This window comes from Cellvibrio chitinivorans (assembly GCF_035117775.1).
Lineage (GTDB): Bacteria > Pseudomonadota > Gammaproteobacteria > Pseudomonadales > Cellvibrionaceae > Cellvibrio > Cellvibrio chitinivorans.
On the sequence record NZ_JAYKKN010000005.1, the window covers coordinates 358,225 to 372,853 of the forward strand.

At 48.3% G+C, this 14,629-nt stretch carries 11 protein-coding genes and 1 tRNA gene; all 12 read right to left on the minus strand.

Annotated features, from left to right (window positions below; translation table 11 throughout):
• Positions 1 to 69: 69 nt before the first annotated feature.
• Entirely contained in the window at positions 70 to 540 is a 471-nt protein-coding gene (gene rpsG / locus SPL68_RS15345) for a 30S ribosomal protein S7 (protein ID WP_133684968.1), read from the minus strand.
• Positions 541 to 678: 138 nt separating this feature from the next.
• On the minus strand, positions 679 to 1,050 hold the full coding sequence (gene rpsL / locus SPL68_RS15350; protein ID WP_323816039.1) for a 30S ribosomal protein S12: 372 nt from the start codon (positions 1,048 to 1,050) through the stop codon (positions 679 to 681).
• A gap of 253 nt (positions 1,051 to 1,303) precedes the next feature.
• Positions 1,304 to 5,527, minus strand: coding sequence for a DNA-directed RNA polymerase subunit beta' (rpoC, locus tag SPL68_RS15355; protein ID WP_323816040.1), 4,224 nt, complete (start codon positions 5,525 to 5,527; stop codon positions 1,304 to 1,306).
• Positions 5,528 to 5,633: 106 nt separating this feature from the next.
• Positions 5,634 to 9,719 carry a DNA-directed RNA polymerase subunit beta gene (gene rpoB / locus SPL68_RS15360; protein WP_323816041.1) on the minus strand — a complete coding sequence of 1,362 codons (4,086 nt, stop codon included), beginning with the start codon at positions 9,717 to 9,719 and terminating at the stop codon, positions 5,634 to 5,636.
• A 254-nt stretch (positions 9,720 to 9,973) separates the two neighbouring features.
• The gene (gene rplL / locus SPL68_RS15365) at positions 9,974 to 10,348 is read right to left on the minus strand and encodes a 50S ribosomal protein L7/L12 (RefSeq protein WP_323816042.1); all 375 of its coding nucleotides are present in this window, start codon (positions 10,346 to 10,348) and stop codon (positions 9,974 to 9,976) included.
• Positions 10,349 to 10,413: 65 nt separating this feature from the next.
• Positions 10,414 to 10,908, minus strand: coding sequence for a 50S ribosomal protein L10 (gene rplJ / locus SPL68_RS15370; RefSeq protein ID WP_323816043.1), 495 nt, complete (start codon positions 10,906 to 10,908; stop codon positions 10,414 to 10,416).
• Positions 10,909 to 11,186: 278 nt separating this feature from the next.
• Positions 11,187 to 11,882 (minus strand): 50S ribosomal protein L1, encoded by a 696-nt coding sequence (gene rplA / locus SPL68_RS15375; RefSeq protein WP_323816044.1) that lies wholly within the window; start codon positions 11,880 to 11,882, stop codon positions 11,187 to 11,189.
• Between the two features lies 1 nt (position 11,883).
• Complete coding sequence (gene rplK / locus SPL68_RS15380) at positions 11,884 to 12,315, minus strand: 50S ribosomal protein L11 (RefSeq protein WP_323816045.1); 432 nt, start codon at positions 12,313 to 12,315, stop codon at positions 11,884 to 11,886.
• 143 nt (positions 12,316 to 12,458) lie between these two features.
• Positions 12,459 to 12,992 carry a transcription termination/antitermination protein NusG gene (nusG, locus tag SPL68_RS15385; RefSeq protein WP_323816046.1) on the minus strand — a complete coding sequence of 178 codons (534 nt, stop codon included), beginning with the start codon at positions 12,990 to 12,992 and terminating at the stop codon, positions 12,459 to 12,461.
• 6 nt (positions 12,993 to 12,998) lie between these two features.
• Positions 12,999 to 13,367, minus strand: coding sequence for a preprotein translocase subunit SecE (gene secE / locus SPL68_RS15390; RefSeq protein ID WP_323816047.1), 369 nt, complete (start codon positions 13,365 to 13,367; stop codon positions 12,999 to 13,001).
• A gap of 25 nt (positions 13,368 to 13,392) precedes the next feature.
• A tRNA-Trp gene (locus SPL68_RS15395) sits at positions 13,393 to 13,468 on the minus strand.
• A gap of 54 nt (positions 13,469 to 13,522) precedes the next feature.
• Positions 13,523 to 14,629 (minus strand): elongation factor Tu (gene tuf, locus SPL68_RS15400; protein WP_323816048.1); only part of this gene is annotated, 1,107 nt, incomplete at its 5' end.

Below are 14,629 nucleotides of genomic sequence, written 5' to 3' on the forward strand. Positions count from 1 at the left end.
ATTCGCTTCTAAAGATAAAGGCAGCGATTGCTGCCCTTATTTTTCGATAGGCGCTTAAACAAGCTTCCATTAGAAACGGAAGTGAGAGAACGCCTTGTTCGCTTCAGCCATGCGGTGAACGTCTTCACGCTTTTTAACCGCTGCGCCTTTGCCTTGTGCCGCATCCATCAGCTCACCAGCCAGACGCGCAGGCATTGATTTCTCACCACGCTTGCGCGAGTAATCCACCAACCAACGCATTGCCAGAGCACTGCGACGTGACGCACGCACTTCAACAGGCACTTGATAGGTCGCACCACCCACACGGCGAGATTTAACCTCAACCAGAGGAGCGATGTTTTCGAGAGCCTCAGAGAAAACCTCCAAAGGATCACGATTCAATTTGGTTTGCACGATATCCATTGCGCCGTAAATGATGCGCTCTGCTACCGATTTTTTACCACTGATCATCACGTGGTTCATGAATTTCGCCAGAGTTACGTTACCGAATTTTGGATCCGGCAGCGTCTCACGCTTGGCGACAACACGTCTTCTTGGCATTTTAAATAGCCTCTCTTCAGGAATTTTCCAAGACAACATTTGAAGCCCGATTGCTTCGAAATTTGCTTGGCCTTACTCGGTTTGTAAACCGAAAACATTAAACGCAAGCATAGGCGGCGGATGAATATCCGCCCACTATTACTTAGGACGTTTAGCACCGTACTTGGAACGACCCTGTCTACGCTTGGCAACACCAGAAGTATCCAGTGAACCGCGTACAGTATGGTAACGAACACCTGGCAAGTCCTTAACACGACCGCCACGGATCAGTACCACGCTGTGCTCTTGCAAGTTATGGCCTTCACCGCCGATATAGGAAGACACTTCGAAGCCATTGGTCAAACGAACACGGCACACTTTACGCAGTGCTGAGTTTGGCTTTTTAGGTGTAGTCGTATATACGCGAGTGCAAACACCGCGCTTTTGCGGATTGCCTTGCAGAGCAGGAACGTCGCTCTTATCTACGATGGGTTTTCTCGGCTTACGAATCAATTGATTGATCGTTGGCATGAAAACAAACTCCAAAGGTAATACGCCTTCATCACGAAGGCAGGTTTAAGAAAGCGGGCAATTAAACATAGCCCAGCTTCCCACTTCGAAAAAGTGGGTGGCGCATTGTAAAGATGCACCCCACCACCGTCAAGGTAAAGTCCGCCTATTTAATGGACAAGTGTCCGATAAAAAAGCAAGGCTGGGATCGCCAGCCTTGCTTCGGGTTTACCAAGAGAGCTTGCGCCCTCCTTACCTCGGCATTAAATCTGCATTAGCCAATGCTGGATTTCAATGCCTCGGTCAATGCTGCTTCAACGTCTTCTGCGCTTACGCCTACATCATTGCTGACTTCAGCTTCGCGACGACGCTTGCGATCCGAGTGATACGCCAAGCCGGTACCAGCCGGGATCAAGCGACCAACAACCACGTTCTCTTTCAAGCCGCGCAGAGCATCTTTCTTGCCTGTTACTGCCGCTTCGGTCAGTACGCGAGTAGTTTCCTGGAACGATGCCGCAGAGATGAACGATTCGGTCGCCAGAGATGCTTTGGTAATACCCAGCAGTTGACGCTCGAAATTCGCCGGCTGACGCGCTTCTGCACGCAGCTTTTCATTCTCTTCCAGCACCTGGTTGTACTCAACCTGCTCACCTTTCACGAACGAAGAGTCACCCATAGTGCTGATTTCTACCTTGCGCAGCATTTGACGAACGATAGTTTCGATGTGCTTATCGTTAATCTTTACACCTTGCAGGCGGTAAACGTCCTGAATTTCGTTGGTGATGTAACGCGACAGCGCCTCTACACCCTGCAAGCGCAGAATGTCGTGCGGATTACTTGGGCCGTCAGATACAACTTCACCCTTGGCAACCATCTCACCTTCAAACACGGTCAGCTGGCGATGTTTTGGAATCAACACTTCGTAGTGAGTTGAGCCATCATCCAAAACCTGGCCATCAGTTGGGGTGATGATCAAGCGACGCTTGCCCTTGGTTTCTTTACCAAAGCTCACAGTACCGCTGATTTCCGCCAGAATTGATGGCTCTTTCGGGCGACGCGCTTCAAACAAGTCAGCAACGCGCGGCAGACCACCGGTGATGTCGCGGGTCTTGGAACCTTCTTGTGGGATACGCGCAATAATGTCACCTACATTGATGATGTCACCATTGTTGATGCTCAGAATTGCTTTTGCGGGAAGCATGTAGTGCGCAGGAACATTAGTGTTCGCCAGGAACAACTCTTTACCTTTCGCATCTACCAGCGTTACCGCAGGGCGCAAATCCTTACCAGCTGATGGGCGCTCTGCCGGATCCAGAATCTCGATAGAACTCAAACCAGTCAATTCGTCGGTTTGGCGACGGATAGAGAGGCCGTCCTCCATACCAGAGAAAGCAACAGTACCCGCCACTTCCGATACGATCGGGTGGGTGTGCGGATCCCACTTGGCGATGATTTGACCGCCTTTTACGGCTTCGCCATCTTTAACGGTGATCAATGCACCGTAAGGAATCTTGTAACGCTCACGCTCACGACCACTACCATCGGCAATTGCCAATTCACCTGAACGAGATACGGCTACCAAGTTGCCCGCCGGGTTGCTTACAACCTTCACGTTCAACAAGCGCACAGTACCTTCTTGCTTAACTTGTACGCTATCAGCCGCAGATGCTCGCGATGCCGCACCACCGATGTGGAAGGTACGCATGGTCAGCTGGGTACCCGGCTCACCGATTGATTGCGCAGCGATAACACCAACTGCTTCACCTACGTTTACACGGTGGCCACGAGCCAAGTCACGGCCGTAACACATAGAACAGATACCGCTACGAGCCTCACAAGTAATTGGTGAGCGCACCAATACTTCGTCGATCCCCATAGCCTCTACGCGCTCAACCCAGGCTTCGTCGATCATGGTGCCAGCTGGAACCAAAATCTCGTCAGAGCCAGGACGGATAACATCGCGAGCGATAATACGACCAAGGATACGGTCACCCAAGGACTCGATTACATCACCGCCTTCGATTACCGGCGACATAGTCAGACCTTCATCGGTACCACAGTCGATTGCGGTAACTACCAAGTCTTGTGCTACGTCTACCAGACGACGAGTCAGGTAACCGGAGTTCGCAGTTTTCAATGCGGTATCCGCCAAACCTTTACGCGCACCATGGGTAGAAATAAAGTACTGGAGTACGTTCAGACCTTCGCGGAAGTTCGCTTTAATGGGGGTCTCGATGATCGAGCCGTCTGGACGCGCCATCAAACCACGCATACCCGCCAACTGACGGATCTGGGCTGGCGAACCACGCGCACCTGAGTCGGCATACATAAATACCGAGTTGAAAGAAGGTTGCAATTCTTCAACGCCATCGCGGTTGATAACTGCTTCTTTAGAAATACCTTCCATCATCGACTTGGCTACCAAGTCGTTAGCGCGCGACCAGATATCAATAACCTTGTTGTACTTCTCGCCTTGGGTTACCAGGCCAGAAGCATATTGGGTTTCGATCTCTTTCACTTCTGCGTCAGCGCGGCCAATGATGTCGGCTTTGGCAGCAGGGATAGTGAAGTCATTAACACCAATAGATGAACCTGACTTGGTTGAGAAGTCATAACCGGTGTACATCAAGCGGTCAGCAAAAATCACAGTCGCTTTCAATCCCACTACGCGATAGCAGTAGTTAATTGCAGCCGAGATTGCTTTTTTGACCATAGGACGATTGATCATTTCCAAGGGCATGCCTGGAGGGCAAATATCCCACAGCAAGGTACGACCAACAGTAGTGTCAACGATCTTAACAGTCGTAGTCTTCTCACCTTCTTCGCCAATCAAGGTTTCACTCAAGCGCACTTTAATACGCGCCTGCAAATCAACTTGTTTGGAGTAATAAGCACGTGATACTTCGGCGATATCCGCAAATACCATGTTTTCGCCTTTGGCGTTTACACGGTCACGGGTCATCCAGTACAAGCCCAAAACCACGTCCTGAGAAGGAACAATAACCGGCTCGCCTGACGCTGGAGACAAAATGTTGTTGGTTGACATCATCAGTGCACGCGCTTCCAACTGAGCTTCGATAGTCAGTGGAACGTGAACAGCCATCTGGTCACCGTCGAAGTCAGCGTTGTACGCAGAACACACGAGTGGGTGCAGCTGGATCGCCTTACCTTCAATCAGTACTGGCTCGAACGCCTGAATACCGAGACGGTGAAGGGTTGGTGCACGGTTAAGAAGAACCGGATGCTCGCGGATTACTTCATCAAGGATGTCCCAAACGACAGCTTCTTCGCGCTCAACCATTTTCTTGGCAGCTTTAATAGTGGTCGCCAAACCACGCAATTCGAGCTTGCTGAAAATAAATGGCTTGAACAATTCCAACGCCATTTTCTTCGGCAGACCACATTGGTGTAGACGCAGAGTTGGGCCTACCACGATCACCGAACGACCAGAGTAGTCTACGCGCTTACCGAGCAGGTTTTGACGGAAACGACCCTGCTTACCTTTGATCATGTCAGCCAAAGATTTCAGCGGACGCTTGTTGGAGCCAGTAATCGCACGACCGCGACGACCGTTATCCAACAATGCATCTACTGCTTCTTGCAGCATACGCTTTTCGTTGCGCACGATGATGTCTGGCGCATTCAAGTCCAACAGGCGCTTCAAACGGTTGTTACGGTTGATTACACGACGATACAAATCGTTCAAGTCGGAAGTTGCAAAACGACCGCCGTCCAGCGGAACCAGCGGGCGCAAATCGGGCGGCAATACTGGCAGCACTTCCATCACCATCCACTCAGGCTTGTTGCCAGAGAAGAAGAAGGCTTCAAGCAACTTCAAGCGCTTGGAATACTTCTTGATTTTGGTTTCGCTGGTAGTGTTAGGAATTTCTTCGCGCAGGCGTTGAATTTCAGACTCCAGATCAATAGCACGCATCAGCGTCTGAATAGCTTCAGCGCCCATTTGTGCTTCGAACTCGTCGCCGAACTCTTCCATTGCTTCGAAGTATTGCTCGTCAGAGAGCAATTGACCGCGCTCCAGCGTAGTCATACCTGGCTCGGTAACTACGTAGGACTCAAAATAAAGTACGCGCTCGATATCACGCAGAGTCATGTCCAGCAACAGACCGATGCGGGACGGCAGTGATTTCAAGAACCAGATATGTGCAACTGGGCTTGCCAGTTCAATGTGACCCATGCGCTCACGACGCACTTTAGCCAAAGTCACTTCAACGCCGCACTTCTCACAGATAATACCGCGATGCTTCATACGCTTGTACTTGCCACACAAGCATTCGTAATCTTTTACTGGACCAAAAATCTTGGCACAGAACAGACCTTCACGCTCTGGCTTGAAGGTACGGTAGTTGATGGTCTCCGGCTTTTTTACTTCGCCGAACGACCATGAACGAATCATTTCAGGTGATGCCAAGCTAATACGAATAGAGTCGAACTCTTCGACTTGTCCCTGGGACTTGAGCAAATTCAGTAAGTCTTTCAAGGCGCTTTCTCCTGTTGGCTCCGGGGAGCTCTCATTAAACTTCTAGGCAAATTCTTTGGTGGTTCCGGGTCAATGCCAGCTCCGCAGAGCTGGCATTAGCTGAGCATTACTCGTCTTGCTCAAGCTCGATATTGATACCCAGAGAGCGGATTTCCTTAACGAGTACGTTGAAGGACTCAGGCATACCCGGTTCCATACGATGGTCGCCATCAACGATGTTTTTATACATCTTGGTACGACCCGCAACGTCATCCGACTTAACAGTAAGCATTTCCTGCAAGGTGTAAGCGGCGCCGTATGCTTCCAGAGCCCACACTTCCATCTCACCAAAACGCTGACCACCGAACTGCGCTTTACCACCCAATGGCTGTTGAGTAACAAGGCTGTAAGAACCAGTAGAACGGGCATGCATCTTGTCGTCCACCAAGTGGTTCAACTTGAGCATGTACATATAGCCAACAGTTACTGGACGGGTGAATTGATCACCGGTACGACCATCATAGAGAACGGTTTGACCTGTGTCAGACAAGCCAGCCAAGCGCAACAATGCTTTGATCTCGTGCTCTTTAGCACCGTCAAACACCGGCGTCGCCATAGGTACGCCGTCGACCAGATTCTTGGCAAGATCCAGAATGTCTTTGTCGCTGAATGAAGCCAAATCTTCTTTCGCGGCAACATCGCCAGTCTTGTTGTAAATCTCTTCCAGCAGGGCACGAATATCAGCAACGGCTTTTTGCTCTTGCAGCAGCTTGTTGATCTTCACACCCAAGCCTTTAGCAGCCATACCCAAGTGCATTTCCAACACCTGACCCACGTTCATACGTGAAGGTACGCCGAGCGGGTTGAGAACGATATCAACGGTTTCACCGTTTTCGTCGTAAGGCATATCTTCGATCGGCATAATGACCGAGATAACCCCTTTGTTACCGTGACGACCTGCCATCTTGTCGCCCGGTTGGATGCGACGTTTGATTGCGAGGTAAACCTTAACAATTTTGAGTACGCCAGGAGCCAGATCATCGCCAGTCGACAGCTTGCGTTTTTTGTCTTCGAATCTTTCATCAAGAATCTTACGGCGCTCTGCAAGCTGCTCTTCAGCGCGATCGATTTGCTCATTCAGCGCATCTTCGTTCATGCGCAGCTTGAACCATTGATCTTTTTCCAAGCCATCAAGAGTTTCGTGAGTCATGGCTTCGCCTTTCTTCACGTTCTTACCTGATGCAACGATTTGGCCAACCAAAGCAGAACGCAGACGTTCAAAGGTAGCCGCTTCAACAATACGGTACTCTTCGTTGAGGTCTTTACGCACTTCATCAAGTTGCGCTTTTTCGATTTCCAAACTGCGTTGATCTTTTTCCAGACCATCACGAGTGAAAACCTGTACATCGATTACAGTACCCTTGGTGCTTGAAGGTACACGCAGGGAAGTATCTTTAACGTCAGAGGCTTTCTCACCGAAGATTGCGCGCAGCAGTTTCTCTTCTGGCGTCAGTTGGGTTTCACCTTTTGGTGTCACTTTACCAACCAGAATATCGCCACCAACTACTTCAGCACCGATGTAAACAATACCGGACTCATCCAGTTTGCTCAGGGCGCTTTCACCTACGTTGGGAATATCGGCGGTGATTTCTTCGCTGCCCAACTTGGTATCACGTGCGATACAAGTCAATTCCTGAATGTGGATAGTGGTGAAGCGATCTTCTTGAACTACGCGCTCGGAAACCAGAATCGAGTCTTCAAAGTTGTAACCATTCCACGGCATAAATGCGATACGCATGTTTTGGCCAAGCGCCAACTCACCCATATCAACAGAAGGACCATCTGCCAAAATATCACCGCGGGAAACAGAGTCACCCATGCTGACGATTGGGCGCTGGTTAATGCAGGTGTTTTGGTTAGAACGGGTGTATTTGATCAGGTTGTAGATATCCACACCTGCATCGCCCGCTTCTACTTCGTCATGATGTACTTTTACAACGATACGACCAGCGTCAACGCTGTCGATCACACCACCACGTTTAGCAACCACACACACGCCTGAGTCGGCAGCGACGTTGCGCTCCATACCAGTACCAACCAGCGGCTTTTGTGAGCGCAGGGTTGGAACAGCTTGACGTTGCATGTTTGACCCCATCAATGCACGGTTCGCATCGTCGTGCTCCAGGAACGGAATCAAAGACGCCGCTACAGACACAACCTGACGCGCTGATACGTCCATATATTGAACGTCAGCAGGTGCTTTCAGAGTAAATTCATTCAAGTGACGAACAGATACGAATTCTTCAGTCAGATTGCCGGCTTCGTCGAGAGTTGCAGACGCCTGCGCAATTACATATTCGGATTCGTTAATCGCCGACAGGAAGTCGATTTCATTGGTTACCTTGCCATTAACAACTTTGCGATACGGACTCTCAAGGAAGCCATAGTTGTTGGTACGGGCATAGGTGGCCAAAGAGTTGATCAAACCAATGTTTGGACCTTCAGGCGTTTCAATTGGACATACACGACCATAGTGAGTTGGGTGTACGTCACGCACTTCAAAGCCTGCGCGCTCACGAGTCAAACCACCTGGGCCAAGCGCAGAAACACGACGCTTGTGAGTAATCTCAGACAGCGGGTTGTTTTGATCCATAAACTGGGACAACTGAGAAGAACCGAAGAATTCTTTCACTGCAGCTGCAACAGGTTTTGCATTGATCAAGTCTTGCGGCATCAAGCCTTCGCTTTCTGCCATTGACAGACGCTCTTTCACTGCACGTTCAACACGCACCAAACCAACACGGAATTGGTTTTCAGCCATCTCACCTACAGAGCGAACACGACGGTTACCCAAGTGATCGATATCATCCACAACGCCCTTACCGTTACGGATTGAAATCAGAGTCTTCATCACATCAACGATATCGTCGTTCGACAAAGTGCCTTCGCCAGTTTCTGCTTCGCGGCCAAGGCGACGGTTGAACTTCATGCGACCTACTGCAGAAAGATCATAACGCTCTTGTGAGAAGAACAGATTTTGGAACAGCGCTTCAGCCGATTCTTTGGTTGGCGGCTCACCAGGACGCATCATGCGGTAGATTTCTACCAATGCTTCCAAAGCAGTACGAGTTGGATCAACACGCAGGGTTTCAGAGATAAACGCACCGCAATCCAATTCGTTGGTATACAGAGTTTCAACATCAGTAACACCAGCGGTTACCAATTTGGCGAGCACATCCGCAGTAATTTCGGTGTTGCATTCAAACAGCAATTCGCCGCTGCGAGTGTCGATAATGTCTTTCGCCAATGAACGCCCCAACAGATACTCTGAAGGAACATCCATTTGATTAACGCCAGCTTTTTCCAATTGACGAATATGGCGCGCAGTAATACGGCGTCCTTCTTCAACAATAATATTGCCTTTGTCATCTTTAATATCAAAAGTCGCAACATCGCCACGCAGGCGGGATGGAACTACTTCATAGCTGAATTGACCGTCTTTGCCTAATGCAAACGAGCTAGTCTCGAAGAACATAGCCAGCATTTCTTGTGAGCTAAAGCCCAGCGCGCGCAGCAAAATAGTTGCTGGCAATTTGCGACGACGGTCGATACGTACGTACAGCAAATCTTTTGGATCGAATTCGAAATCCAACCAAGAACCACGGTAAGGAATAATACGAGCGGAATACAGGAGCTTACCTGAAGAGTGAGTCTTGCCTTTATCGTGGTCGAAGAACACACCAGGAGAACGGTGCAACTGGGAAACAATTACACGCTCAGTACCATTAATTACAAAGGTACCGTTGTCAGTCATGAGCGGGATTTCGCCCATGTAGACTTCTTGTTCTTTAATGTCTTTGATCGCCTTGTTAGAAGATTCGCGATCATAAATAATCAAACGGACTTTTACGCGCAGAGGGACGGCATAAGTAACGCCGCGCAGGATACACTCGTTTACATCAAACGCCGCCTTACCAAGGTTGTAGCTCACATATTCGAGCGCAGCATTACCTGAGTAGCTAACGATTGGAAAAACAGAACGGAATGCAGCGTGCAGCCCCATATCATCACGCTTACCGGGCGCTGTATCTGCCTGAGTAAACTTTCTGTAGGAATCTAACTGAATCGCCAAAAGGTAAGGTACATCCATTACGTGCGGCAGTTTGCCAAAATCCTTGCGGATACGTTTTTTCTCAGTATATGAGTAAGCCATCTGTATTCCCCAGCTTGTTCGCGGATCGGGCTTGATCGCAGCCATGAAAACGCCAATGCGTTTCTTTGTAAAAACTTAACACTCGATAAACTTACGATTACTTCTACAGTAATCAATGGTGCACCTGATGCTCACCATTCTCAGTACCACTACAGAAATTAACAGGGTCTCTTCTGAAACAGAAAAAGGCTGGCAAGCAAATGCTCACCAGCCCTGCGTCCAAACTGTAAATGGACCGCGGCACAGAAGTAGAATTATTTAACTTCTACAACAGCACCAGCTTCTTCCAACTTAGCTTTTGCTGCGTCAGCATCAGCTTTGGAAACAGCTTCTTTGATCGCTTTAGGAGCTGCTTCTACCAAGTCTTTAGCTTCTTTCAAGCCCAGACCAGTCAGTTCGCGCACAGCCTTAATAACGTTAACTTTCTTATCACCAACAGATGAAAGAATTACGTCAAATTCGGTTTGCTCTTCAGCAGCGGCAGCAGCGCCACCAACAGCAGGACCAGCAGCTACTGCAGCAGCAGCGCTAACACCGAACTTTTCTTCCATTGCAGAGATCAACTCAACAACGTCTTTAACAGACATTTCTGCGATGGCATTGATGATATCTTCTTTAGTCAGAGACATGTCTCAATTCCTAATTAATGGAGCATTTTGCTCGTTAAAACTTTAAGTAAACTGCAATCCAAAGATTAAGCAGCTTGCTGTTCTTTTTGATCGCGAACGGCCGCAATAGTGCGAACCAGTTTGCCAGCTGAAGCTTCTTTCATCACGCTCATCAAGCGAGCAATAGCTTCGTCGTAAGTCGGCAAAGTAGCCAACATTGCAACGTTTACTAACTCACCTTCAAAGGCAGCAGCTTTCAACTCGAACTTGTCATTTTCTTTAGCAAAATCCTGAAGGATGCGCGCACCAGCACCAGGATGTTCTTTAGAGAATGCAATCAGAGTTGGACCTACGAACTTGTCTGCGAGACACTCGTAAGCTGTACCTTGAACAGCGCGACGGGCCAATGTGTTACGGACGACTTTTACCCAGACGCCAGCTTCACGGGCCTGCTTACGCAGAGCAGTCATTTTGCCAACAGTTACACCGCGAGAATCGGCGATAACAGCAGACAGAGCGCTCTTTGCAGCGTCTTGGACTTCAGCAACAATCGCTTTTTTGCCTTCAAGACCTAATGCCACGGGATTTCTCCTGCATTGATAAATCTTTTTGCTTAACAAATCGATTTATCGTTAACTACAAGCTTCAATAAAGTTATTGAGGCCATTATTCGGTGATGTCATTCAACAACTTTTGTAACAATAAATTTGTACATTGCTGATTGAATAGGGTCTCACCATCTGCGTAGGCGTTTTACATTAAGCCTTTATTAATCATTTAAATAATTAACAAAGACACCTACGGTCTTTGACGGCCCGTTTTAATAAAACGGACCCCAAAGTTCTTTGCGCGCCGCGAATTAAATCGCCAGTGACGCTTGATCGATTACCAAGCCTGGGCCCATGGTAGAACTCAAGGAGATCTTCTTGATGTATACACCTTTAGAAGTTGCAGGCTTAGCTTTTTTCAGATCGGCAATCAGTGCTTCCAAGTTTTCTTTGATAGCAACAGCATCAAATGAAATTTTACCCAAACCGCCATGAATGATGCCGCCTTTTTCTGCGCGGTAACGAATCTGACCAGCTTTTGCATTTTTAACTGCAGTAGCCACATCAGGAGTAACGGTGCCAGTCTTAGGGTTTGGCATTAAACCACGAGGACCAAGAACTTGACCCAACTGACCAACAACACGCATTGCATCAGGGCTAGCGATAACCACATCAAAGTCCATTTTACCGGCCTTGATTTCAGCAGCTAACTCATCCATACCAACGAACTCTGCACCAGCAGCTTTTGCCGCTTCTGCATTTGCACCTTGAGTAAAGACAGCAACGCGAACTGACTTACCATTACCATGAGGAAGAGTAGTGGCACCACGAACTGATTGATCTGATTTACGAGGATCAATACCAAGATTTACAGAAACATCTACAGTTTCAGCAAATTTCACATTGGAAAGATCCTTCAGAAGAGCAACAGCCTCTTCGATAGAATATTGCTTGCTTGAATCAACTTTCTCGTTGATAGCACGTTGACGCTTGGTAATTTTAGCCATCTTATACGCCCTCCACTTCCAGACCCATTGAACGAGCAGAGCCTGCAATAGTGCGCACTGCAGCATCCATATCAGCAGCAGTCAAATCTGCCATTTTGGTAGTCGCAATTGCTTCCAATTGTGCGCGATTCACCTTACCGACCTTGTTGGTATTAGGGCGACCGCTACCACTGGTGATACCAGCAGCCTTCTTCAACAAGAAAGAAGCTGGAGGGGTTTTCATTACGAAAGTAAAGCTGCGGTCACTGTATACACTGATAATTACAGGTACAGGTGCACCCGCTTCCATGCCCTGAGTTTGCGCATTGAAAGCCTTACAGAATTCCATAATGTTTACACCATGCTGACCCAATGCTGGACCAACAGGCGGACTTGGATTTGCTTTGCCAGCTGCAACTTGCAGCTTAACGTAAGCGGTTACTTTTTTTGCCATGATAGTACTCCCCTATGGGTGTTAGCGCCTCAACCAAACCTTTGGCAAAGCTTGGTGTCTTAGGCTCCCCGCCTTGGCTAGACCAAGGACACGAAAACCCCTCTTTGCAAAGCAAAGAAGGGCATTAAAAATCTGCTTACAACCTAGGTCTTCTCGACCTGCCCAAACTCCAGCTCAACAGGAGTAGAGCGACCAAAAATTAACACCGCAACTCGCAATTTGTTTTTGTCGTAATTCACTTCTTCAACGACGCCATTAAAATCATTAAATGGGCCATCGATAACACGAACCATTTCGCCAGGCTCGAAAATGGTTTTTGGCTTTGGTTTTTCCAGCGAGTCATCAACACGACGCAAAATCGCATCAGCTTCTTTTTCACTAATTGGCGCTGGCTGATCAGCCTTGCCCCCAATAAAACCCATTACTCGCGGGGTATCTTTTACCAAATGCCATGTATCATCATTCAATTCCATCTGAACCAACACATAACCAGGGAAAAACTTACGCTCGCTTTTACGTTTTTGGCCGCCTCGCATCTCGATTACCTCTTCCGTAGGAACGAGAATTTCGCCAAAACTTTCCTCCATCCCATAAAGAGCAACGCGATCACGCAAAGAAGATGCTACTTTTTTTTCATAGCCAGAATAGGCATGCACTACGTACCAACGCTTAGCCATACTTATCTACCCTATGATATTAGACGCAACAAAACCAAAAAAGGTATCCAGCAACCACAAAATGATTGCCATGACAAATACCACAACTAAAACAATAAGTGTTGTTTGATTGGTTTCTTGACGACTAGGCCAAACCACTTTACGCAGCTCAACCAATGAACCACGAACCACATCAGCAATCGCCGCACCTTTAGCTGTCTGCAAGGCGACAAAAACCGCAACTGCAGCTAACACAAGCAAACCAAGCGCGCGATATAAAATTGATTCGGCGGAGAAATGAGAGTTCCCGACAACACCTGCAGCAACCACAGCAACAACCAAAAGCCACTTAATGGCATCTAGTCGGTAAACTTTTTCTTCAGTATTAGCAGTCATTATCGCAACAAACCTTCATGAAATTTGGCAGGCCAGGAGGGACTCGAACCCCCAACACCCGGTTTTGGAGACCGGTGCTCTACCAATTGAACTACTGGCCTAACATAACTTGAAGCAAATGCAAGCAGCAGTATTTACTGCCGCCCGCAAATTAATTACTGAATGATTTTGGCAACAACACCAGCACCAACAGTACGACCACCTTCACGGATAGCAAAACGCAAACCATCTTCCATCGCGATTGGGTGAATCAAGGTAACAACCATCTTGATGTTGTCGCCTGGCATTACCATCTCTACACCTTCTGGCAATTCAACAGCACCAGTTACGTCAGTAGTACGGAAGTAGAACTGTGGACGATAACCTTTAAAGAATGGAGTGTGACGACCACCTTCATCTTTAGACAGTACGTACACTTCTGACTCAAACTTGGTGTGCGGAGTTACTGAACCGGGCTTACACAATACTTGACCACGCTCAACATCATCACGCTTGGTACCACGCAACAGAACACCAACATTCTCACCAGCACGACCTTCGTCGAGCAGCTTGCGGAACATTTCAACACCAGTACAGGTAGTTTTAACGGTGTCTTTCAAACCAACGATTGCAATTTCTTCGCCAACTTTAACAATACCGCGCTCTACACGACCAGTTACTACAGTACCGCGACCAGAGATAGAGAATACATCTTCTACTGGCATCAGGAACGGCTGATCAATTGCACGTACAGGCTCTGGAATGTATGCATCCAAAGATTCAACCAGCTTGCGCACAGCAGAAGTACCCAGCTCGTTATCATCTTGACCATTAAGAGCCATCAATGCAGAACCAGCGATGATTGGAGTGTCATCACCCGGGAAGTCATAGGTAGACAGCAACTCACGCAGCTCCATCTCTACCAATTCCAACATTTCGTTGTACTCTTCGGTACCAACACCACCACAGTCTTCCGCCAACAAGTCAGCCTTGTTCAGGAATACTACGATGAAAGGAACACCTACTTGGCGAGACAACAGGATGTGCTCGCGAGTTTGCGGCATCGGACCATCGGTCGCACCACACACCAGAATTGCACCATCCATCTGGGCAGCACCGGTAATCATGTTTTTCACATAGTCGGCGTGGCCTGGGCAGTCAACGTGAGCGTAGTGACGAATTGGTGAGTCATACTCTACGTGTGAAGTGTTAATAGTAATACCGCGAGCTTTTTCTTCCGGTGCCTTATCGATACCATCAAAAGCTACAGCCTCACCACCCCA

Coding starts and splice junctions, on each gene's coding strand:
- rpsL (WP_323816039.1), bottom strand. CDS start 1,050: ATGCCAACGATCAATCAATTGATTCGTAAGCCGAGAAAACCCATCGTA.
- nusG (WP_323816046.1), bottom strand. CDS start 12,992: ATGGCTAAGCGTTGGTACGTAGTGCATGCCTATTCTGGCTATGAAAAA.
- rplL (WP_323816042.1), bottom strand. CDS start 10,348: ATGTCTCTGACTAAAGAAGATATCATCAATGCCATCGCAGAAATGTCT.
- rplA (WP_323816044.1), bottom strand. CDS start 11,882: ATGGCTAAAATTACCAAGCGTCAACGTGCTATCAACGAGAAAGTTGAT.
- rpoB (WP_323816041.1), bottom strand. CDS start 9,719: ATGGCTTACTCATATACTGAGAAAAAACGTATCCGCAAGGATTTTGGC.
- rpsG (WP_133684968.1), bottom strand. CDS start 540: ATGCCAAGAAGACGTGTTGTCGCCAAGCGTGAGACGCTGCCGGATCCA.
- secE (WP_323816047.1), bottom strand. CDS start 13,367: ATGACTGCTAATACTGAAGAAAAAGTTTACCGACTAGATGCCATTAAG.
- rplK (WP_323816045.1), bottom strand. CDS start 12,315: ATGGCAAAAAAAGTAACCGCTTACGTTAAGCTGCAAGTTGCAGCTGGC.